Origin of the sequence: Cyclobacterium sp. SYSU L10401, from assembly GCF_010993705.1 — a bacterium.
Classification (GTDB): domain Bacteria; phylum Bacteroidota; class Bacteroidia; order Cytophagales; family Cyclobacteriaceae; genus Cyclobacterium.
The window spans coordinates 36,128-58,833 of the sequence record NZ_WOFO01000012.1; the positions used below are offsets into that span (position 1 = coordinate 36,128).

Annotated in this window: 21 protein-coding genes and 2 tRNA genes; 9 read left to right on the plus strand and 14 right to left on the minus strand. The window is 42.2% G+C overall.

Going from position 1 to position 22,706, the window contains the following annotated elements; translation table 11 throughout:
* The first annotated feature begins 54 nt into the window (after positions 1 to 54).
* Positions 55 to 381 (plus strand): tetratricopeptide repeat protein, encoded by a 327-nt coding sequence (locus GL182_RS21225; RefSeq protein WP_163381805.1) that lies wholly within the window; start codon positions 55 to 57, stop codon positions 379 to 381.
* A gap of 72 nt (positions 382 to 453) precedes the next feature.
* Here GL182_RS21225 and GL182_RS21230 read toward each other — a convergent pair whose 3' ends face one another.
* Positions 454 to 1,452 carry a zinc-binding alcohol dehydrogenase family protein gene (locus GL182_RS21230; RefSeq protein ID WP_163381806.1) on the minus strand — a complete coding sequence of 333 codons (999 nt, stop codon included), beginning with the start codon at positions 1,450 to 1,452 and terminating at the stop codon, positions 454 to 456.
* A 187-nt stretch (positions 1,453 to 1,639) separates the two neighbouring features.
* Positions 1,640 to 3,220 carry a replicative DNA helicase gene (gene dnaB / locus GL182_RS21235; RefSeq protein ID WP_163381807.1) on the minus strand — a complete coding sequence of 527 codons (1,581 nt, stop codon included), beginning with the start codon at positions 3,218 to 3,220 and terminating at the stop codon, positions 1,640 to 1,642.
* Positions 3,221 to 3,529: 309 nt separating this feature from the next.
* On the opposite strand from dnaB, the gene GL182_RS21240 reads away from it, so the two are divergent.
* Positions 3,530 to 4,336 carry a 3'-5' exonuclease gene (locus GL182_RS21240; protein ID WP_163381808.1) on the plus strand — a complete coding sequence of 269 codons (807 nt, stop codon included), beginning with the start codon at positions 3,530 to 3,532 and terminating at the stop codon, positions 4,334 to 4,336.
* 38 nt (positions 4,337 to 4,374) lie between these two features.
* On the opposite strand, the gene GL182_RS21245 is transcribed toward GL182_RS21240, so the two are convergent.
* The 7 genes from GL182_RS21245 to GL182_RS21275 are packed head-to-tail and all read right to left on the minus strand — an operon-like array spanning position 4,375 to position 11,399.
* Complete coding sequence (locus GL182_RS21245) at positions 4,375 to 4,983, minus strand: HD family phosphohydrolase (protein WP_163381809.1); 609 nt, start codon at positions 4,981 to 4,983, stop codon at positions 4,375 to 4,377.
* A 6-nt stretch (positions 4,984 to 4,989) separates the two neighbouring features.
* Positions 4,990 to 5,871, minus strand: coding sequence for a YitT family protein (locus GL182_RS21250; RefSeq protein ID WP_163381810.1), 882 nt, complete (start codon positions 5,869 to 5,871; stop codon positions 4,990 to 4,992).
* A gap of 22 nt (positions 5,872 to 5,893) precedes the next feature.
* Positions 5,894 to 6,934, minus strand: coding sequence for an adenylate/guanylate cyclase domain-containing response regulator (locus GL182_RS21255; protein WP_163381811.1), 1,041 nt, complete (start codon positions 6,932 to 6,934; stop codon positions 5,894 to 5,896).
* 2 nt (positions 6,935 to 6,936) lie between these two features.
* Entirely contained in the window at positions 6,937 to 7,326 is a 390-nt protein-coding gene (locus GL182_RS21260) for a response regulator (protein WP_410265606.1), read from the minus strand.
* A 2-nt stretch (positions 7,327 to 7,328) separates the two neighbouring features.
* Positions 7,329 to 9,410, minus strand: a complete 2,082-nt coding sequence (locus GL182_RS21265) for a 7TM diverse intracellular signaling domain-containing protein (protein WP_163381812.1) — start codon at positions 9,408 to 9,410, stop codon at positions 7,329 to 7,331.
* 44 nt (positions 9,411 to 9,454) lie between these two features.
* On the minus strand, positions 9,455 to 10,114 hold the full coding sequence (locus GL182_RS21270) for a hypothetical protein (protein ID WP_163381813.1): 660 nt from the start codon (positions 10,112 to 10,114) through the stop codon (positions 9,455 to 9,457).
* Positions 10,095 to 11,399, minus strand: coding sequence for an oxygenase MpaB family protein (locus tag GL182_RS21275; protein WP_163381814.1), 1,305 nt, complete (start codon positions 11,397 to 11,399; stop codon positions 10,095 to 10,097). Before GL182_RS21275 ends, GL182_RS21270 begins: the two co-directional genes overlap by 20 nt.
* Before the next feature lie 306 nt (positions 11,400 to 11,705).
* On the opposite strand from GL182_RS21275, the gene GL182_RS21280 reads away from it, so the two are divergent.
* Complete coding sequence (locus tag GL182_RS21280) at positions 11,706 to 12,206, plus strand: GNAT family N-acetyltransferase (RefSeq protein ID WP_163381815.1); 501 nt, start codon at positions 11,706 to 11,708, stop codon at positions 12,204 to 12,206.
* Between the two features lie 4 nt (positions 12,207 to 12,210).
* On the opposite strand, the gene GL182_RS21285 is transcribed toward GL182_RS21280, so the two are convergent.
* The 3 genes from GL182_RS21285 to GL182_RS21295 form a co-directional block, all read right to left on the minus strand.
* Entirely contained in the window at positions 12,211 to 13,230 is a 1,020-nt protein-coding gene (locus GL182_RS21285) for a response regulator (protein WP_163381816.1), read from the minus strand.
* 3 nt (positions 13,231 to 13,233) lie between these two features.
* A complete protein-coding gene (locus tag GL182_RS21290; RefSeq protein ID WP_317167823.1) occupies positions 13,234 to 13,659 on the minus strand; it encodes a response regulator in 426 nt (141 codons plus the stop codon).
* 281 nt (positions 13,660 to 13,940) lie between these two features.
* Positions 13,941 to 14,915, minus strand: coding sequence for a sensor histidine kinase (locus GL182_RS21295; protein WP_163381818.1), 975 nt, complete (start codon positions 14,913 to 14,915; stop codon positions 13,941 to 13,943).
* Between the two features lie 197 nt (positions 14,916 to 15,112).
* Here GL182_RS21295 and GL182_RS21300 point away from each other — a divergent pair, with 197 nt between their 5' ends.
* From GL182_RS21300 to GL182_RS21315, 4 genes are all read left to right on the plus strand, one after another.
* Positions 15,113 to 16,195, plus strand: coding sequence for an efflux RND transporter periplasmic adaptor subunit (locus tag GL182_RS21300; protein ID WP_163381819.1), 1,083 nt, complete (start codon positions 15,113 to 15,115; stop codon positions 16,193 to 16,195).
* A gap of 61 nt (positions 16,196 to 16,256) precedes the next feature.
* Complete coding sequence (locus GL182_RS21305) at positions 16,257 to 17,516, plus strand: ABC transporter permease (protein WP_163381820.1); 1,260 nt, start codon at positions 16,257 to 16,259, stop codon at positions 17,514 to 17,516.
* 1 nt (position 17,517) lies between these two features.
* The gene (locus tag GL182_RS21310) at positions 17,518 to 18,201 is read left to right on the plus strand and encodes an ABC transporter ATP-binding protein (protein WP_163381821.1); all 684 of its coding nucleotides are present in this window, start codon (positions 17,518 to 17,520) and stop codon (positions 18,199 to 18,201) included.
* Positions 18,202 to 18,433: 232 nt separating this feature from the next.
* The gene (locus GL182_RS21315) at positions 18,434 to 18,880 is read left to right on the plus strand and encodes an Hsp20/alpha crystallin family protein (protein ID WP_163381822.1); all 447 of its coding nucleotides are present in this window, start codon (positions 18,434 to 18,436) and stop codon (positions 18,878 to 18,880) included.
* 281 nt (positions 18,881 to 19,161) lie between these two features.
* Here the strand turns inward: GL182_RS21315 and GL182_RS21320 are convergent, their stop codons facing one another.
* Both GL182_RS21320 and GL182_RS21325 read right to left on the minus strand, forming a co-directional pair.
* A complete protein-coding gene (locus tag GL182_RS21320) occupies positions 19,162 to 20,493 on the minus strand; it encodes an MATE family efflux transporter (RefSeq protein WP_163381823.1) in 1,332 nt (443 codons plus the stop codon).
* Between the two features lie 100 nt (positions 20,494 to 20,593).
* On the minus strand, positions 20,594 to 22,048 hold the full coding sequence (locus GL182_RS21325) for a DUF294 nucleotidyltransferase-like domain-containing protein (protein WP_163381824.1): 1,455 nt from the start codon (positions 22,046 to 22,048) through the stop codon (positions 20,594 to 20,596).
* 293 nt (positions 22,049 to 22,341) lie between these two features.
* Here GL182_RS21325 and GL182_RS21330 point away from each other — a divergent pair.
* Positions 22,342 to 22,415 (plus strand) — tRNA-Arg (locus GL182_RS21330).
* Positions 22,416 to 22,547: 132 nt separating this feature from the next.
* A tRNA-Lys gene (locus GL182_RS21335) sits at positions 22,548 to 22,623 on the plus strand.
* The last annotated feature ends 83 nt before the right edge of the window (positions 22,624 to 22,706 follow it).

A 22,706-nucleotide genomic window follows, 5' to 3' on the forward strand; every position in this document is an offset into this window, starting at 1 on the left:
GTAATTTTAATTAACTTTGTCAACAAATAATAAAAGTAAATGTAATCCCTCACCATGAACCATGATGACAGGGTAAAGGTACTCTTACAATACATTGAAGAAGAACCTGAAAACCCTTTTAATATTTACGCCCTGGCTTTGGAATTCCAAAATCAAGACAAAGAAAAGGCTTCTTTTTATTTTAACAAACTATTGGAAGAACATAAAAGCTATCTTCCTACCTATTATCATGCCGCCTTGCTATTTGCAGAACTAGACCAACCTGAAAAAGCCGAAACAACATTCCAGGATGGTATCGCACTGGCAAATCTCCAAAATAATGCCCATGCCAAAAAGGAATTGCAAAATGCTTATTTAAATTTTCAGTTTGAAGGAGATTGACGGAAGAACGTGATGGCTTTTCTATTAATCCTTCCGGGATCAACCTGGTAGAAAGTATCACAACTTTCAGGCTTAACTCATTTCTAAAACCAACTTGCCCAGTTGTTGGCTGTTTTTCATTTTATCGAAGGCTTCCACTGCCTTTTCCAGAGTAAAAACCTCATCTACCAAAGGGGCGATTTTATCTTGGCCTACCCGCTCCAGCATGTTTTTAAAATCCTCATCCGAGCCCATGGTGGACCCCTGTAAGCAAAGTTGTTTCCAGAATATTTTCCTGGCATCCATTTCTCCGGGATTTCCTAAAGTAGCTCCATAAACCACAATCCTTCCTCCAGGCCTGGCCACCTCTATTAAATCATTCAAGGTATTTCCCATGGCACTGTCTATAATAAGATCAAAACCCCCATCAGCAGCTTTTGCCTCCTGTACCCAGTCGGACTTGTAATTGAAACCGGCACTTGCTCCCATACCCAGTGCTTTTTCCAACTTCCAGTGTTCACCACTACTCACACTTACTTTTGCCCCTGAGCTCAGTGCAAATTGAACTGCAAGCTGGGCTACACCTCCGCCAAAACCTGTCACCAATACCCTGTCTTCCTTTTTCAATTTCCCCTGGTAGACCAATGCCCGGAATGCTGTTACCCCAGCCAATGGTAAGGCTGCAGCTTGAATCGCATCCAAATGCCCTGGTTTTTCGTGAACCCTATCTGTCTTTACGCAGATATATTCTGCAAAAGTGCCGTGATTGGGCATACCAAGAATGCTGAATTCGGGAGCCTGGGCTGAAGCTTGATTCCCCCAGTTGTTTGCAGGATTGATCAATACCTCCTTTCCCATCCAGTCCGAATCCACTCCTTCACCTACTTCTACTACCCTGCCGCTGCCATCTGAACCTAAAATAATGCCATTTTTCAAATTCGGGTATTTCCCCTGCCTGCACCACTGATCCCTATGGTTTAACGCAGCAGCTTGAATTTTAATTTTAATTTCCTGGGGACCCGGTACCGGTTCTTTCATGTCCACCAGGGCAATTCCATCGGATTGGTTGCTATCTAAAATGATACACTTCATGCTATTTGATTGTCTGGTTAAATTGTTTATTTATTGGATCAAACCCTTTAGAGGCCCGGATAAAGGCCGCTACCCATTGAACCCAATCATTCAGAAAGAGCCATTTTCTAAGGCCGGTCCCTGTCGGGAGGATCCCTTCTGGTGAATACAGCCTTTAAATGCGGCACATTTGATGCTTAGGGCTCAATTAAAAGGGGGCCTTATCTTCTCCTCCGGGAAAAGGGTTGTCTCCCTTCTCGTCTCCATTGGCACGGCTACCCATCCGCACCATTCCTCCCTCATCAAATCCCTTGCCTCCTGCACTACTGGGAAAGCGACTGCCATAAAGCGCATCTTGTGGCTGGTAGGGTACATTTAAATCCAGGTCGGTAAACTTGGTGTACTTGCCAATAAACCTGAGCTTCACATTTTCCAGGGAGCCATTTCTGTGCTTGGCTATGATTACTTCTCCTACTCCCGAGGTGCTGTTTCCATCTTCATCTTCGGTAATTCCGTAATATTCCGGCCGATACAAAAACATGACGATATCGGCATCCTGCTCAATGGCTCCCGACTCCCTGAGGTCAGATAACTGAGGCCTTTTGTCGCCTCCTCTGGTCTCCACAGCCCGGGAGAGCTGGGACAAGGCAATAACCGGAACGCTGAGCTCTTTGGCTATCTTCTTCAGTGCCCTGGAAATACTTGAAATTTCCTGCTCCCGGTTACCTCCATTATTGCCCTTACTGTCTCCTGACATGAGCTGCAGGTAATCCACTACTATCAACTGAACATCATTCTGTGCCTTTAGCCGCCTACATTTTGCCCTTAGTTCCAATATAGACAAGGCCGGTGTATCGTCTACAAACAAGGGGGCTGAGGTGAGTTTTCCTGTTTTATGAATCAGCTGCTGCCATTCATAATCCGCCAGGTTTCCCTTTTTGATTTTTTCAGAATCCAACTCCGCTTCCGAACTGATCAAACGATTGACGAGCTGAATGGAAGACATCTCCAATGAAAAAATGGCGACCGGGCGATCATGGTCTACGGCTGCATTTCTCAATACCGAAAGCACAAAAGCAGTTTTTCCCATTGCAGGCCGGGCGGCAATGATCACCAGATCAGACTTTTGCCAACCGGAAGTAACCCTGTCAAGGGCAGTAAACCCTGAAGGAACACCCGTAAGACCATCTTTCTGTCCTTTTTTGCTTTCTAATTCTATAATGGCTTCACGCATGATGGAGCGCATGTCCACATAGTTTTTTTTGATGTTATTTTCTGAAATTTCAAACAGGGACTGCTCCATTTTATCCAATAATTCGAAGACATCGGTAGTATCTTCAAATGCCTCTTTTTGTATCTCGGAAGCAATCCTGATCATGTCCCGCTTCATGGCCTGCTCAGTAATGATTCTGGCATGGTACTCTATATTGGAAGCCGAAGACACCCGGGAAGTCAGTTCGGTGATAAAATAAGCCCCACCCACGAGCTCCAATTTGCCGTTCTTCCGGAGTTGATTGGTTACGGTAAGCAGATCGATGGGTTCTCCTGCATTGAACAAATCTAAAATGGCCTCATAGACCATCTTGTGAGCATCCTTGTAGAAGCTGTCCGGCAAAAGGATATCAACCACTGCAGTCAGGGCATCTTTCTCCAACATCAAGGCTCCCAGAACGGCCTCTTCCAAATCAATGGCCTGAGGTGGCAATTTACCCAAAGCAGATAAAGGGTCACCTGTCCGTCTCCTTACTGTTCCCAATCGTTCAGTTTTATTGCTGTTTTTCTCTGCCATATAAACAAAAGTACCCCTTTAAGGTCAAAGGTTTTGAACAAGTTATACACTTTATTATCCACAAACCTGTAATCATTACTGATACAACCCATTGTGATCAAATTCTATTCCATAGAATGAAAAATAATTTGTACGCCCCTTTAGTAAGCTTCAGACAAAACAATTTAACCCGTAAAAATCCCTATATTTGCAGCGTTGATCACCCTGATGATTCTCCCATAAAGAAAAAATTTTGGCAGGATTCAGGACCGAAAAACTACGTACACTTATTTTGAGCCTAACCTTTTTCATATTCAAAGAAAAATCCAAATGAAATTGAATTTAAAAAACCCCATTGCATTTTTTGATCTGGAAGCCACAGGAGTAAACATTTCCACAGATAGAATTGTAGAAATATCTATTTTAAAGGTTTTTCCAGATGGCAAGGAAGAAATCAAAACCTTGAAAATCAATCCAACGGTACCCATCCCCCTGGAGTCTTCTCTTATTCACGGCATTTATGACAAAGATGTGGTCGATTCGCCTGTATTTAAAGATGTGGCCCGGGAACTTTTGCAGTTTTTTGAGGGAGCAGATCTGGCAGGCTTCAATGTATTAAAATATGATATCCCCTTACTGGTTGAAGAATTTTTGAGGGCAGGAATCGACTTTGACCTGGAAAAGAGAAACCTGCTGGATGCTCAGAAGATATTTTTTATGATGGAAAAAAGAAACCTGGCATCGGCTTATAAGTTTTATTGTGGAAAAATTCTCGAAAATGCCCATAGTGCCGAGGCAGATACCCTGGCTACCTACGAAGTATTCAAAGCCCAGATTGAAAGGTATGCCGGAGAGCAAATGGAAGACCTTCAGGGCAATATTGTGGGCGTCATGGAAAATGACATGAAGAAAATCCACCTCATGATCAATGAAAAAATGGTGGATTTGGCCGGGAGGTTTGTTTTCAACGACAAAGGTGAAGAATGCTTCAATTTCGGTAAACTCAAAGGGAAACCCATCACACAGGTACTAAAAGAAGAACCCGGCTATTACGACTGGATGATGAAGGGCGATTTTCCACTGGACACGAAAAGAAAACTCACCCAGGTGAAACTCCGGGGCTTTAATCAAAAATAAGGGATTCGGCAGGGAGACCATTTTTTCCGGATAATAAGTCAAGGCAAACGACCTTCAGATTGACTCAAAACCTGCTTTTCTCTTATCAAACTTCCCAGGTGCTGTAGCTTTATGGGTTCCCTATACTGCCTGCAAAAACGGGTATGGTAGGAATGGTTCTTTATAAACTGAATTTGCATGTCCAACCAACGGCTGCGGCTAAGCCCAGGTAATCCCCATCGCATTTCCTTATACAAACCCTCACTGATGGCATCAAATTGAGCTGTGCCCAGGTATTCCAGATCCGCGTCTGCCAGAATGGCCTCAAGCCTACTTGACGGCCGCTGCGGAATTTTGGTGGCCATGATCATGCCACCAATTTTTTTGATGTCTTCCTTACTGAAATCCCATTCCGGCAATTCTTTTTCTATGATTTCGCAGGCTTTGGCCTCATGGTCTTCTTTTCCAAAAATAAACCCCATGTCATGAAACAAAGCGCCGGTTTTTAGCAGCATCAAATCATCCGGACCCATACATTCATACCTGCCTATGACTTCAGCCATGTCTATAACATATTCCGTATGTGCCAGATTATGGTAGGTCAATGCGGCAGGCAAACCCTCCGCCAGCCTTTTCCGGTAAAAACTAAAAAAAGATTCCCAATCCATGCCTCTTCAATTGTTCTTTTCCTTCACTATACCTCCCCTGACTTCCTTAATGTGTCCAACAAAGAAAAACGCTCTATCGTCCAGTTCATATACACTTTCTTTTATCCTGTGAATCTCCAGTCGGGTTACAATGGTCATCACAATATCACAATCATACTTGATGTCAAACTTGCCTGGTAAATATCCCCGCTCTCCCTTGTAGACCGTTATGGCCTTATCGTATTCATTGACTATCAAGGATTTGATTTTTTCATGCTCCCTACTGATAATGGTCAGGGAAGTATACTCCTCAAAACCGTCTACCACATAATCTGAAGTTTTCATGGCAGTATAATACACCAATATTGAGTACATCGCCGTCTCTATACCAAATTCGTAGGCTGCTCCTAAAAACAAAAATGAATTGAAGGTCAAAATGATTTCACTGGTGGAAAATCCCGACTTCTCCTTGGTATAATGGGCGATTACCTCCAACCCATCAATCACTCCTCCACCACGAATTACCAGCCCTATTCCCAAGCCAATAAAGATTCCCCCAAACACAGCTATTAACACTTTGTCATTGGTGACGGTAGGAATGGACACTACCTGCATCAACAATGCCAAAAGCAATACGGCAAAAGCCGCCTGAATGGCAAATGTTTTACCGATTTTCCGGTACCCCATGATCAGAAAGGGGATATTGAACAATATGAGCAGCAAACTGATATTGATATGAAAAATCTCCTCTACCAGGATAGAGATTCCGGTCACCCCTCCATCTAAAAAATGGTTCGGAATCATGAAACCTCTTAATGCTATGACAGCAAAACCTACTCCAAAAAAGGTATATAATAGGGAGGAAGGGGCAAAAATTGACTTCCAGTTGACCGGTTTTTTATCTTGCATGTTATTTTTTATCATTAGTCTGTTACTCCAATACTTCGTAAACCACCAAGGGTAATTGCTTGTTTTTCACGTCTATGGGGCCTATTTCCCGGCATTTGAACGATTCTTTAACTTTTTCATGATCCTTTTCCGTAATCAATATCTGATTTTTTTCTGCGGCAGTCTGAAGTCTGGCAGCTATATTGACGGTGTCTCCGATCACTGTGTAGTCCAGTCTCCTTAAGGTAGAAGAGCCTATATTACCTGAAACCATTTCTCCTGAGTTGATGCCAATGGACACCTTGGGGCTAAACTTGTATACCCCTTCAAATTCAGGCTGGGCGGCCAGACTCTCCCTTATCGCCAATGCCGCATCCAGGGCCCTGTCTAAATGGAATTCTCCCGTAAATACCGCCATAATTGCGTCCCCTATAAACTTATCTACCACTCCATTTTCTTTGATGATGGCAGATACCATCACATCAAAATAATTGTTTAACAAGGTCACCACTTTATCGGGCGACTCATGCTCACTGATAGCAGTAAAGCTGCAAATATCAATGAATGCAACTGTTCCTACTATGGTTTCATTGTGGAACAAAGCCTTCTCAATCTCCATTCCCCCCATAAAATTCAGAACGGTTTCATCCACATACATGCGCAGGATATTGTTTTCCTTCACCGCCCGTACCGTATCTCTGATCTGCTGTACATGCTCCAGGGTTTTTTTGATGGTGATTTCCAAATCACTGAAGTTAATAGGTTTGGTGATAAAATCGAAAGCCCCTCTGTTCATGGCCATGCGGATATTGTCCATGTCGCCATAGGCCGAAACGATGACGGATTTAAGCAGGGTATGCTGTTCATTTATCTTGGAGAGTAGGGTCAACCCATCCATTTCTGGCATATTGATGTCACTCAATACCAAATCGAAATCCTGATTTGATTTCAGGTGCTGTAGTGCAATTTTCCCATTCAGTGCAAAGACAAACTCGTACTCCTGCTGCCTTATTTTTTGCCTGAATTTCTGCTTGATCAGCACCTCCAGATCCTCTTCATCATCCACTACAAGTATTTTGGCCATAACTATTTCGGAATTATTTGTTGCACTTCATCCTTCAATGCCTTGAAATCTATGGGTTTGGTAAAAAACCCTTTGGCTCCAAAAGACATGGCCTTATTGAAATTTTCCCGATCTCCATAAGCTGATATCATGCTCACCTTAACCTGCGGAAATCTGGACTGCATCTTTTCCAATAGTTCCAAACCAGTCATGCCAGGCATGTTGATATCAGAAAAAACGTAAACCACCTGAGGCGGAGCTTCATCACCGAGCAACTTCAAGGCTTCTTCCCCTGAAAATGCAAAATCCAGCTCCAGCATTCCTGACCTGATTTCTTTCCTGAATTGCTGCCGAAACAACATTTCCACATCCATTTCATCATCTACAATTAATATTTTAATTGGATTGCTCATGATTAAATTTTAGGTAGGGTAATGATAAAACAAGTAGACTTTCCATCTTCAACCTGCCACTCCATGGTCCCCTGATGTGCCTTGACGATATCATGGGTGATGGATAATCCCAACCCCGTTCCCTCAGTACCTTTTTTGGTAGTAAAAAAGGGCTCCAAAATTTTACTCTGAAGGGCAGGTGGTATTCCAGGGCCATTGTCCCCAATTCTCAACTGAAAATGATCTCCCCCGTCAATGGTACTGACGGATAACTTGGGTTGGTATGCTTCCTGGGTATTCGGAGAATTTACTTTTTCATACATGGCATCGAAGGCATTGCCACAGATATTCAAAATAATCCGGGTAAAATCCTCCTCGATTACCGGAACCTTTCCCAGCTTTGGATCCAAATTCATGGAAATGCTTACATTGATTGACTTTTTCCCCGCCCGCATGCCATGAAAAGCCAGATGGGTGTATTCTGTAACGAGGGCATTGATCGCTGTCTTTTCCTTCAAACCAGAACCTCCCCTGCTGTGGGCAAGCATGGATTTGACGATGCCATCGGCCCGCCTTCCATGTTGGTGTATTTTTGCAAGATTACCTTTCACATCCTGAAGGTTTTCTACCATCAAAGCTTTTTGTTGTAAGTTAGGCCCTTCCTGATTCATCGTATCAAATACTTCGTCCAATAAATCCATACTTAGTTCGGAAAAATTGTTGACGAAGTTCAGGGGGTTCTTGATTTCATGAGCTATACCTGCGGTAAGTTGTCCCAATGAAGCCAGTTTTTCCTGTTGGACCAATTGGTCCTGGGTAGCTTTCAGGTGCTGGAGGGTTGCTTCAACTTTCTCTTTTTCATCTTGCAGTTCAGTTGTCCGGATTTTAACCATTTCCTCCAGCTTGAAATTTTCGCGCTCCAGCAGCAGGGCTTTATCCGCTTTCAACATGCGCATTTTTTCTGCAATGGCAAGAGAGAAAATGATCGCCTGCAAGACAATACTCAAAAGCAGGTTATTGTGGGTAAACCAACTGTACTCCAGGTAGCCCAGGCTATAAAACAGCAGGTAAAAAACCGAAATCCAGGTAGGCAGATAGGCCAACAAATAGATCCAGGCCGGTCGGAAATCTTCCTTCCAGCGCATGATTCCGACAAAAAATAAAAACACTACTGCCAGCCCGGAAACCATGATGGTCAATCGCTCCCACACCGGCACCTGAAACAAAGCGAATACAATGGAAACTAAAAAGATTACCTGAAAAGCTTTGAAAATCGAGCTCGTCTTGGGGTAGGTTTTTTGGTTTATACCCAGGAATACATAGCTGAACCACAAACTGAAAATGGCAGAAAAAGAAGGCATCAAATTATAAATGATATGGTTCCATTCTGGAGGTTCTATATAAAACAATACATTCAAAAACCCGGAGTATCCCATTACCTGAACCAACAAGAAAGCCATGTAAATGGAGAATAGCAGAAACTCATTTTCTCTTACAATCAAAAAAATAAGGATGTGGTACAACACCACACAAAAAATGATCCCATATAAAATGCCCTCCACGATACCGTTTTTGTGCTGAAGTCCAATGAAGGTATTGGCGGTGAAGATTCTGGCCGAAAAGGCTTTATAGATCATACGGTTAATTTTCACCAAATAGACAACTGTGTGACCCGCTGCATGCGTTAAATCAAATAATTCGGATCCATGATTGATGAATTTTTCGCTTATGGGGGTCAATATTCCTCCCTTTGACACCAAATTTGCTCCATCCGCATCCAGAAAGTATAGCGCGATATCGAAATTCTGAAGTAAGGGCAAGGAAAGGTACAATGGTGCCCTGTCGGATTGCAGGCTAAAAACAAACCAATAATCAGCATTTCCCTCCGGGTCCAATTCCAGATCTGTCTGACTAAAGGATTTAAATCCAGATAGATTTTTAAGAACTTCTTCAATCGGGGTATCTTTCGGAGTTTGGTACATTTTGGCATTATCCCAAACCTGAATTACCGTGTCGCTACTAATTTGAATAGTTGTCAAATCCATGCTGGTTTGAGAAAATACATGGGGCGCATTGCCTACCAGTAGCACTAAAAGGAGGGCCATTCCCCATAATGGTAATTTGCGGCGTATTATTTTTAGTAAAGCTTTCAATGTTGATTCGCTTTAGCTCCCCGGGATACCTGCAAAATGTAAATGATATTCAACACAAAAACAGCAAACGTAAGCAACTGAAGAAAGTGGCTGTCAGGATGATGTAAAAACACAAAAATGGTCATGAACAAATTCCCAAAAAACTTAAACCAGGCGACGGATTTGGTTCCAATCAGCCCAGGGGCCTTCCTGGAGGCATTAAAGACAAACAAGGAGGCCATGACTACGGTAATTAAATAGGCAGAGGTAGTCCCCATTTTGGTATCAAGTCCTTCCGTTTCGAAGAAATAAAATACAGGAATCCACCAAATCACCAATATCAGCATAAAGGGCACAAACATCTTCCCGAAGAGATCTGTCTTCATCTGGCTTGCTCCATACCTGACAGTAAAATAAGAGATGGCTACATCCATAAAAAACCAAACCCTTAGCCCCCATTGGAACAGTTCTCCCAAATCGGTGTGGAGCAGAAATGCCCAGGAAAACTCCCATGCGATATTGGAACAAACGGCTAGAAAAGGCATCTCCATCTTTTTAAAGCGGATGGCATTCCGTATGATGATAAAATAGGCAACATTCCACAAAACAGTTCCTGCCAGTAAAAAGCCTATTTCAAGGGGGGAGTATACTTGCAGGTTAATCCAATGATGCTCCATGGCGCTGGTTTTTTGGTGTTGATATTCCCCAATCAACCGTAAGCGACTTGGGGATATAAAAATTGATAATGGAGGTATCCGTCATCCGGCTAATCATCAAAATAGACAAATGTTTGGTGATCCACTGCAGTACCATGGAAAAGACCAGGCTTTTGTCCAGCTTCTCTGCAATCCAGGACCAGAATTTCAACCGCTTCCCCATGGTATGAATATGAGCGGTCTCGACGCTGGGTACATCCAACAGATCCGAAATGTCTTTGCCCATAAAAAACCGCATCAGGGCATGGTTGGATTTTTCACCTAAAATCGGTTGGGATTTTTTATTCTGGAATACCAGTAAAGCATCCATCAGGGCTGCTCCCTGGCTACTCTTCGTCACCTGGTGGTCAAAAATGGCATGCCCCAGCTTCCTGGCACTGGCTGAGGTATGGGGGATCATGTCATCCTGAAGCCCCATCAGGTGCCCAATGATAGCCCAGCAATGCGTATAAGCCTCCATTTCCACCTCCTCCAATTTTATGTCGATGCTTTCCAATCCTTCCAGGATCAATGCTGAAAAAGCCATCAGTGTCCCCGCCATGTCTTCCTGATTGATAGGTTCACCATACTTGGAAGCATCCCAACCTTGCCGCTTAAGATAATACCGGATCACAGCATGTATCAGCCGCACCTTTTGTATGGCCCTTAACCCTTTGCCCTTGACGGAGAGTCCTCCGGGAGTCATCGCATAAACCACAAAAAGGGCTGTTTCGGCAATTCTCCTTGAAAAAGCGTTCATCTCTCCGTGTTTTTCATTCAATCGGGCGGTTTGGAACAAAACTTCAGCCCCTGACGCACAGGCATAACATTCCGGTAATGATTTGTAAGAAAGCATCAGGTTGACCCAAATACCATGGCGTATATAGATTTGCTGTCCCAGGGCAATCAAGTCCTGATTGGCCCATACAGGTAATTCCCCGGACATCTCAAAATAGGCCTTTAATGTCTGTGGCGCATCCGCAGGCAATTGGTCCTTATCTTTGGTGATCATTTCAAACAATTGGTTAACTGCCGCCAATTCCCCTTTTTCCATGATTTCCTGAATGGTAGCATCTGCAAGCAGGTCCATCTCCTGTCGTTTATTGGCCAAAAAGGAAGTACTCCAATCAGAGAGCTGGTCATCGGGTAAATCCTTCAGGGCATCCAGAGACCTTCTCTTTAGAGATTTATACCAGGTGACAAATTTTATAGCTCCAGCCAAAAAAACCAGAATCAATAAAAACAGGACTATCAGGTAAACAGACATAGGCTAAGTGTGATTAGGGTTTGATCTTATCCATTCAAATATGTATTTCGAAATCAAAAAAATATCTTTTGTATAAGGATCAATTTAGATGATATCCCCTATCCTTTTTCATCAAAATGGACGAATGATACTTTTATCTGTCCTGATGATTTGATTTTCTTACCGAATGCCTCTCATTGGTAGCTTTGGAACAAGCCGTTTTGAAGCAACTTATGATGAAAATTTCCTTAATATTACAGGATAAATTCACAGGCACAATTGGTCAAAATACGTTTCGTAAGCTATCGATTCAAAAAAGAGGATTCAATGATTAAAATTACCCAGGCAGATCGCCAACAAATCCCGCTCATTCAGGACCTGGCCAAAAGGATTTGGCCCAGTGCCTTCGGAGACATCCTGAGCCCGGAACAACTGGCCTATATGATGGATATGATGTACAGCAATTCCTCCCTGCAAGAGCAAATGGAAAAAAAAGGCCATCATTTTCTCATTGCATCGGAAGGAGGTAAAGCCATGGGATTTGCCTCTTATGAACTTCACTACCTGGGAATTCCGGACCTAAAAATCCATAAACTGTATATTTTACCTGAGGCACAAGGGAAAGGCATTGGCAAGAAAATAATGACTTACCTGGAAATAACCGGCAAAAAAACCGGCATGGATAACCTGGTGCTCAACGTCAACAAATACAATAAAAAAGCTTATCAATTTTATTTAAGCCAGGGGTTTACAAAGATAAGGGACGAAGTTATTACTATTGGGAGTGGGTATGTTATGGATGATTTTACTTTAAGGAAAGGGATTTAATCAGTTAAATATTTTGGTCATCGGGCAAATCAATCTTCTGGGTTTTGGAATTAATATCCTTGATCACCTCATCTAATTCTGCAGCGGAAACCAACACATAGTCCAACAATTGCTTTTTGTCATTAGGCAAGTCGGCAAGTTCAATTTCCAGAAGGCCTACCAAGCCCATCAGCCTGGCCAGGGGGGCACGTACTACATGAGATTGAATCCATGCAATATCCTTGAGCCTTTTATTTTGGTCTTCAATGGTTTCAATATAGGCTTTTTTCAGGGTTATATCGTTTGCCAGCACCAACTTGGCCGGTCGACCGCTGACGTTTATTGGATTTGAACTGATTTCCACTGTGATGACCTCCCCATTTTTTTTTGTATGCAGGAAAGTCCCTGCATTACGAAAGCCTGAATACTTTTTACCCTCTTCAACGGCATGCAGTAGGGTATTTCTCTCTTTATTAGGCCGAATATCGGTAAGGGTCATCAAAAGAAACTCATCTCTGGAATACCCATAGGACTGGATCGCAGCCTCATTGACATCCAGAAACTCAAGAGAAATCTGGTCATACACCCACATGGGTAATGGGCTGAGGTGAAAAAGTTCTTTATACCGATGTTCAGACTCTTCCAGCCTGTTGAATACTTTTTTCCTTTCTATACTATATAGGATACTTCTATACAGGATGTCTGGATGAAGCTCATCTTTGATCATGTAATCCGACATGCCCAGGCTGATAGATTTTACGGCAAAACTCCTGTCAGCATACCCGGTCAGCACAATGATTGGAACCCGGTAAGCCAGGGTTAAAATTTCCTTGATCAGTTGTTCCCCACTTTTATCGGGCAAGCTAAGGTCCAATAAAATGACATCAAAATCACCAAAGGTTTTGGTAGCAGCATCCTTAAAAGTGGCCACCCAATCGATTTCGGCTGCAGGGAATTTTTCCTCCAGGGCCTCAGCTACCAGTACATAATCACCTTCATTGTCTTCGATGATTAGGATGTTTTGGATATCATCTTCTGAAGACATAGGTTAAACTTTGGAGGGAAGCTTTACCAATGAAAACCAAAAGCTTTCAATTTTCTGCAGGATGTCCTGATAACTTTCCGGACCCATTGGTTTGGAAATATAACTGTTTGCATGGTTTTGGTAGGACTCCAGAATATCTCTTTCACTGGAGGACGTTGTCAGCATGATGACAGGAATTTGCTTCAGCCTGTTGGAGCTTTTGATAAACTGCAGCACTTCCTGTCCGTTTTTTTTAGGTAAATTGATATCCAGTAAAACCAGATCAGGAATGCTTCCATACTCTGTACATAAGCAATCTTCCAAAAATTCAACTGCTTCATGACCATCTTTGGCGTAGGTGATATGCAAGGGGATATTGAGCTCTTCTAAAGCCTCTGAAATCAATAATACATCGCCTTCATTGTCTTCAACTAAGAATATTCTCAACATGGTCATGTTCAGCAAGTTTACTTTTGGTTAGGATCTTCCATCCCTGTTTTACCTTTGGATGAGTGATGAAATAAGCATATTAAATTATTTAATTCCAAAAATAAATAGAGAAATTTTTATTTCACCCCAGGAGAACGGATGAAAATTTAATCCTCACAAAACAATTGCCTTAAGCGGATATTTAATTTGAAATCAGCCATAATAAACGGCATTCCCTGAAGGGTTAATTGGTTGGCATTAAAAGAATAAACCTTACTGAAGGGTTGACCTATGGTAATGTTCTATTCGTCCTCGGTTTTAGATCCGGAAACCATCTCTTTTACAGTAAAATAGAAGGTGCTTCCATCTCCTAAAACGGATGTGGCCCAGATCTTACCTCCTGCGTCTTCAATGATTTTCTTACAAATGGCCAAGCCCATACCGGATCCCCTTTTGATCAGCCCTTGATCATATTGCTGAAGGATATAAAATATACTGTCCAAATTTTCAGATTCAATGCCTATACCATTGTCTTTCACGGCAATGGTTTGGTAACCATCTGCACTGGAAACACTGATTTCAATCTTTAATGGTCTGGAAGGATCCCGAAAATTAAAGGCGTTATTCAACAAGTGATCAAATAATTGCAGAAACCTTTTATAATCACCTTTGATCATAGGTAGATTTCCTTTTTTCAGGTCAATTTTACCTCCACCAAATTTCCTCGAGTTCAAATGAACTGCCTTTTCCAGAACTTCATTCAGGTCTACCAATTGGGGTACTTCCCTTTCTTCAGTCAATTGGGAAAACTCTACCAGATCCTGAATCACATCTTTTATTTTATAAAAATTATCCAAAGTCAACTCCAGAAAGGAAATGGATTTTTCCGGCAGGTTATCTTTATTTTTACGAATAAACAGTTCCAGAAAACCATGGCTTTGTCTCACTGGTTCCACCAATTCATTGGATGCCACCAATATAAACTGATCCAATTGGTTCCTGGCGTGTTCTGATTTTATTCGCTCCTTTTCTATTTTAATGTTGGCCTTCTCGAGTTCCTGGACCTTACCATCTAGATAGCGGTAATGTTTATCCATCAAATAATACAACAAGCTTCCTGTCAAAACAACAAATAATACTCCTTTAAAAGATTGATACCTTGTTAATATAGAAGGATCAATACCCTGAAAAAAATATAGGACCAAAATATCACTTCCAAAAATCCACAGTATACCTACAAATACATATAGAATAGATATCTTTATACTCGTTTTCATCTCTACACGTTCTTCATCCTATTCTAACTTGCACTACTTAAAATCAAATGATTAAATTACGAAACAAAATTGATTAGCAGAGATTTTACAAGCAATTAATTTATGCTTTAACATTTTATTTTTTACAGTACCAACCATTCATGAAAACCCGTTAAATTGGTGAAGTGAAAAAAGTTGATAGTTAAATACAGATATCTATGTTTAAATTCTCTTCATGTGCCGTTTTCACCCTGCTGCTTATCTTAATATCCTGCTCTCCCCCTGCTGAGAAAATTTCTCCTATCAGGCAAAACATTACCCTCTCGGTATATGCTTCAGGTAAAGTGTTGAGCAAAAACCAGTATGAGGTGCAGCCCAACAATACTGGCTACATACAAAAAATTCATGTCAGCGAGGGAGATCAGGTACAGCAGGGGACGGTATTGTTTACTTTAACCAATGAGGCAACTCAATTGAATCAGGAATTGGCCCGGATCTCCCAATCATTTTCCGAAAGGGAAAACAACACCGCCAGGCTAAAAGACCTGGTGGTTAAAATAAATTTGGCGCAGGATAAAATGAGACACGATTCGCTTTTATGGTTGAGGCAAAAAAACTTGCATAAGAAGGGCATTGGGACAAGGGTTGAACTGGAACAAAGGCAATTGCAATATTCCCAGTCCAAAACTGAGCTAGCTGGTCTGGAACTTACGCATGAAACCCTGTCCAGGGAACTGCAATACAATGCTGAGAATGCCCAAAAAAACTTTGAAATAGCCCGGTCCAGGGCCAATGATTTGAAAATTAAGAGCGAAATAGACGGCAGGGTTTATGCCTTATTAAAAGAGGCAGGAGAACTGGTAAACCAACAAAGCAGCCTGGCAGTATTGGGAGATGGAGAAGAATTTATTTTAGAGCTCCTGGTAGATGAAAATGATATTGCTCAAATAAAACCCGGTCAAAATATAAAGGTTAACCTGGACAGCTACCGCGGGGAGGTTTTCGATGCAGCAGTGACAAAGATAAACCCCATGATGGATGACAAAACCAAAAGCTTTGTGGTTGAGGCAGAATTCACCAAATCTCCTCCTCAGCTGTACCCTAATTTGACCCTGGAGGCGAACATTATCCTTCAGGTAAAGGAAGATGCACTCATGATCCCCTCTTCATATATATTACAGGACAAATATGTCCTGAATGCAGCAGGAGATACCCTGGAAGTCAAAACTGGCATAAAAAACTACCAACACACAGAAATAGTCAGTGGGATTGAAGGAACGACAGAATTGATCAAGCCATAAAATCGAGCCTGCCTAAAGGAGACAGAAAGGCATGTGACCATTAAGAAACAATTATAAACACATGAAGTACAGTTTATTGTTGGAAATCGCACAAAAACTGATGCTGGCCCGGCTGAAGCAAACCCTGGTTGCAGCAGTTGGTGTAACTTTCAGTATCACCATGTTTGTGGCATTATTGGGTTTTATGAACGGATTGAACCTGATGTTGGATGGATTGGTACTGAATAGAACGCCACATATCCGTTTCTACAATGAAATCAAACCCAATCCCAACCAACCTATTGATGGCTCTGATACTTACAAGAGCTACCATAACATCATCAGGTCCATCAAGCCAAACAATGTCCGCAAAAGCATCTACAATAGTGCGGCCATGATTGAAACCTTGCAAAACGATGAAAGGGTCCTGGGCGTAGCACCAAAGGTCAGCACGCAGGTATTTTACAACATAGGCAATATTGACATCACAGGATCCATAAATGGTATTGATGTAGATGCAGAAAATGCACTTTTCACATTTGATGATTATGTCACTGTCGGAAATACAGGTGATTTGAAAAACACCAACAACAGCATCATCCTGGGCAAAGGGGCAGCCGACCGGATGTTGGCACAGATCGGTGATGTAATTCAGGCTACCACCGCACAGGGAAATTCGGTACAATTGAAGGTAGTTGGCTATTACCAGTCAGGATTGGGTGAACTGGACAATGTGCAGAGTTATACCTCCCTGGAAACAGCCCAAAAAATATTGGGCGAACCCTCCTCTTTCATTACAGATATTCAGGTAAAACTGAAGGCCCTTGAATTGGCTCCGTCCATGGCCAGCGATTATGGTGATTTATTTGAAATCAAAGCAGACGACATTCAAACCGTCAATGCTCAATTCGAAACCGGTACTGAAATACGGAACCTGATCAGCTATGCCGTTGGCATCACCTTGCTAATCGTTTCAGGGTTTGGTATTTACAATATTTTGAACATGATGATTTATGAAAAAATGGATACCATCGCCATATTAAAGGCTACCGGATTTTCCGGTAGAGATGTAAACATTATCTTCATCCTTATTGCACTGATCATTGGGATAGTGGGTGGGGCCGTAGGGTTAATTTTGGGATATCTGGCAGGGTTGGGCATCGATCATCTCCCCTTTGAAACCGAGGCCCTACCTACCATCACCACATTCCCGGTGGACTTTAATCCCCGGTATTATATCATTGGTGGTGTTTTCAGCTTACTGACCACCTACATGGCGGGCTATTTCCCCGCAAAAAAAGCCAGTAGTGTAGATCCGGTAGAAATCATAAGAGGAAAATGACATGAAGGAAAGACTTGTTTTGGAAGCCCAAAAAATCAATAAATATTTTTTTAACCCGGTAGAGACTCAGGTACTGAAAGACATCACCTTCACCATCAACAGGGGTGAATTTGTTTCTGTAATGGGCAAATCTGGTTGTGGAAAATCCACTTTGCTTTACATTTTATCCACCATGGACACCAGCTACCAGGGCAGATTGCTGATAGATGACAGCCCTGTTACCGGAAAATCCTCCTCCTTTCTTTCAAGGATCAGAAATGAAAAAATCGGTTTTGTCTTTCAATTCCACTACCTGTTGGCAGAGTTTTCTGTCCTTGAAAATGTCATGATTCCAGGCCTCAAACTGGGGAAAATCGGCCGAAAAGAACTGGAATACAAAGCCATGGAAAAACTGCGCATCTTTGGAATGGAAGACCATGCACTAAAAAAGGCCAACCAATTGTCCGGAGGACAAAAACAAAGGGTGGCCATTGCCAGGGCGCTGATCAATGATCCTTTAATCATTATGGGCGATGAGCCCTCCGGCAACCTGGATAAAAAAAACAGCGATATTGTATTCGAAATTTTTAAAGAACTGGCCAGTACCTTCAACCAGACTTTATTGATCGTTACCCACGACCCCGAATTTGCAGCTGGTACCGACAGGATCATTGAAATGGAAGACGGCAGGATCATTTCACAATAAAAAAAAACTATTTCTATTTTTTTAAGAAATCCTGAAATATGTGTTCGGACATGATTATCAATTTTGATTTAACAACCGTACAACAGAACCATTTTACACTTTTCTTTAAAAGACCTTTTCCGGCATTGGTTGAAAATCATGTTTTCCCGTGATAGGGATCATGAAGAATAAAAGGTTGTTGGGTTAACTTAGTACTCTAATAAAAAGATAACCCACTAAATTCAATTAACCAATGGAAACACCAGCAAAAAGAAACGGAAGTCTCTGGCCTAAGGTAATATCTGATCTGATGGGATCAGCGAACTTTCCAGAATTTGAAAATCGGTTTTACGACTGGGATCAAAAATTTGAGATCCCTTCAGTAAATATAAAAGAAACAGAGAAAGAATTTCAGGTGGAGGTAGTAGCTCCGGGATTTGAAAAAAAGGATTTTAAAATTGAGTTTTCTGACGGCGTACTCACCATACAGGCCGAAAAAGAAATGAAGAAGGAAGAGGATAAAGAAGAGATCAAAAGGCAGGAGTTTTCCTATGCCTCCATAAAAAGGTCCTTTAGCCTTCCGGAAAATGCAGAAAACGACAAGATAGCGGCCAAATATGAAAATGGCATCTTGCTGCTTCAGATTCCAAAAATTAAACAGACTGCTGCCCCTGCAAAAAAAGAAATTAAAGTTGGTTAGGTCTAGTGAAAAGGCTCCGGTCGCCTGACCGGGGCTTTTTTTATTTCTTTTTCATCAGGACTGATTGCAATGCAGCACTACCGATGAGGTGTTTATTAAATAACTCATTGGGAAAAACACAAATGATAACCTTTGAAAAAGCTGCTCTCATACCATCTTATTTTCTTACCTGAAAGATCAAAAATGAAATTAAACGAATAAGCGATTAAACATTTTCTCAAATGTATTTCAAATACTGACACCGCCTTGATAATAGGAAATAAACTTCAAATACGATTCCCTTACAAGGCATCGGTACCCTTTTTCAGATAAAAATAAGAAATAGCAGCAGCCCCTGTATCTGCCAACGGAAAGGCGTACCAGATCCCCTCCAAACCAAAAAAAATGGGCATGATAATGACCAGGGGTATCAGAAATATACCTTGTTTACTTAAGGCCAGTAATAAGGCGGATTTTGGCTTGCCTATCGCCTGAAAGTAAGCACTCCCTATCAGGCTGAAGGCTAAAAGTGGGGTAGCCAGAAAGGCTTTGCGCATCGCAGGGATACTCTCCCTAATCAGGGCCTCATCTTCTGTGAAAATCTGGATCAACGAGCCAGTAAAACTCATGATCAAAATAAAAATCAAAAAGGCTATCAAACTTGAAGACCGCAATGCAAGCCTGATGGCCAGGTGCACCCTATCCCTTAATCTTGCCCCATAATTGTATCCGGCAATGGGCACAAAGCCCTGGGTGATGCCCAACACCGGAAAATTGGCAAACATCATGACCCGGTTGATTACACCAAAAACCGATAAGGCCATTTCTCCTCCGTAAATAAAGAGCTCATTATTCAGAACTATGGCCAGTATACTTACGGTCCCCTGCCTGGCCAGCGTAACTGCCCCCAGGGCAGAAATTTCCCTGGCAATGGCCATATCAGGTTTAAACCAGGAAACTTTAACTTTCATGATGGATTTTCCAAACATGAAAAACCACAAAGTATAGCCTGCACTCGTAATATAAGAAATGGTAGTGGCCCATGCGGCGCCTTTTAGCCCCATATCCAACCACACAATAAAAATGGGATCTAAAATGATATTGAAAACAGCAGGTACAATGAGGGTGTACATGGCCACTTTTGGATAACCCTCAGCCCGGATCACATTATTGCTCATCATGGCCCAGGCCAAAAATGGAATACCTATGAGGATGATGGAAAAATAATCCCTGGCGGGTTGTAAAACATCTCCTTTCCCCCCAAAAAGTTTCAGGATTTCGTCTGAAAAAACATAGCCCAAACCGACAAAAAACAAGGCCAGGGTCAGGGTCATCCCAATCTGGTTGCCAAAAGTAGCGAAGGCCCTGGGATTATCATCATCCCCAAATGCCCTGGAAATAATGGATGCTCCCCCTACCCCTATAGACATGCCTATACTTGAGATCAGAAAGGTGATCGGTAACACCACCGTGATGGTGGCAATTCCAAGGGAGCCCACAAAACGACCTACAAATATCGTGTCTACAATACCATAAATGGATAAAACCAAAATCCCTACCGCTGCCGGAAGGGCCTGCTGTACCAGTAACTTTCCTATTGGGGAATGACCAAAAGCATGGTTATTTTTTTCCATAAAGTGCGAATTCCCAAAGGCCAGGGAAATTGAAAATTGGGTTTACCCCGGCAAAGTACCCATTTTATCCCAATGGATAAACCCCAATTATTTTAAGGTTTCAAAAAGTTTTGGTAAACTGAATTTTCACTTTCAGCTGCAAATCCCTGATAACCTTAAATATTTCTCTGATGGTCACTACCTGGACCTTGGTTAAGGTATTGATTTTGATGTAATTGACAGGTGGCCTATTGTCCTTGATGACGGTACCTGCCTGCTTTTCCAGCCTTAAGCCCATCAGGTAATAATAGGCCTGGTATAACTCAGCCGAAGCCTTGCTGGTAAAAACACCTCTTTCTGTAAGAATTTTTAGTCTTTTCCCTGTATTGGTTTCAAATATCCTGTTGGCCAGCGCATACAAGCGGATGGCATCTACCATGGGTGTCATGGCTTTTTTGATATCAAAAACTTGTTCCTCCTCCACTTTAAAAGTCCTTATATTTCGCAACCAGGTAAGCTGGGTATCATATTGCAGGGCATTTTGTGCCATGTTGAAATAAAACCGCTCCAGGGGATGTTGCAGTTGTTCATCCATAAAAACCTTCAGCTCATTTAGCAAGGAAAAGTCACCATATATGGGTCGGCAATCGAAGAATGTCCCGTAACTCATTACCGTTTCAATGGAGGATTCCTGAAACCAGGCGGCATAATTTTTCTTCCAATGAGAAAGGGAATGGGTCCACTTGGGATTGCTGGCCATGTAGCCCCCTTTACAATAATTGAAGCCTATCTCATGAAGCCTGTCTGAAACCTCCCTGGCAAATCCCAGGAAATAATCCCTCACCAATGCCCGCTGTTCATTGGCTTTGTCCTCATAAATAATGGCATTGTCCTGATCTGTTTTCAGGGTTTGCTCTTTCCTGCCTTCGCTTCCCAAAACAAAAAAAACAAAATTTGCCGGTGGCAGTCCCTGCTCTTTTACCACCTGCTCGATTACCCTCAGCGCAATGGTATCTGCTACGGTAGAGATAATCTGATTGATGATTTCAGCCCTTACCCCTCGTTGGATCAATTGATCCACAATACCGGGTACCTGCTGCCACTTTAACTTTAATTCCTCCTTATCCAGGGCCAACTTTACCGACTGGATAAATACAAAAGGAGATTGTGACTGAATGGTCAATATCTTATTTCTACTCGTCACACCCACGTACTCCCCTGCCTCAGAGACCAGCAGGTACCTGGTTTTGGTGCGAAACATAAGCAATAAGGCTTCATAAACGAATGCTGTTTTTGGAATGGAAACCAGCGTTTTGTCCATGATATCAGCTACCGGGCTTTCCGGTGATACTCCCTGAGCCAACACATTATCTCTCAATGTAATGTCTGTGATGACCCCAAGAATCCGGGCTTTATCCCAGCCTACAAACAAGCAGCTGGACATTTCTTTCCGCATGATTTGGGCAGCCGCCGCTATGGAGGTATCCGGCACGCAATATAAAATTTCCTTTAGTGGGATTTCACCAATGGTCTTGACATAAAAATCATCTAATGCAGTCAATGGCTCAGAAGGCATGCAAACAGTTTTTTTTGTAAAGATGAACAATCATTTTGAGTTAATAAAAAAGTAATTGCAATTTACAGTTTGTAATTAAAAAAAACCGCCTTACATTTGCACAAGCTTTTGAAAAAGCACCATGAAACAGGCTGAAAAGCCTGTTTCTATTTTAATGAATAACTCAACTGGATAGCCCATCCCGACTTTTAGGTCGGAGGACGAGGCGTTAAGAAAATGTCCCTTAGGACATTTTTAGGCTTGGGCCAGCATGCTGGGTGGGTTAGGTGATAAATATTAAGTTAAATTAAAAAGGTCCTGTAGCTCAACTGGATAGAGCAACTGCCTTCTAAGCAGTAGGTTCCAGGTTCGAGTCCTGGCAGGATCACTTTAGGTGTGATCGAATATCGAAACTCGATAGAGCATCCCGACCCAAAGTCGGGAAGGTTCCTGGTTCGAGTCCTGAAAGGATCACAACGAGGCCCAATTATTTCAGGGCCTTCAACTGGTCAATATTACCGATTCCGTAGCTCAGCTGGTAGAGCATAACACTTTTAATGTTAGGGTCCTGGGTTCGAACCCCAGCGGGATCACCAAGTTAGAAAAGGTTGCATAATAATATGCGATCTTTTTTTATTTAAATATTTCATGGGGTGAGAAGTTTATCCCGACGGGACCT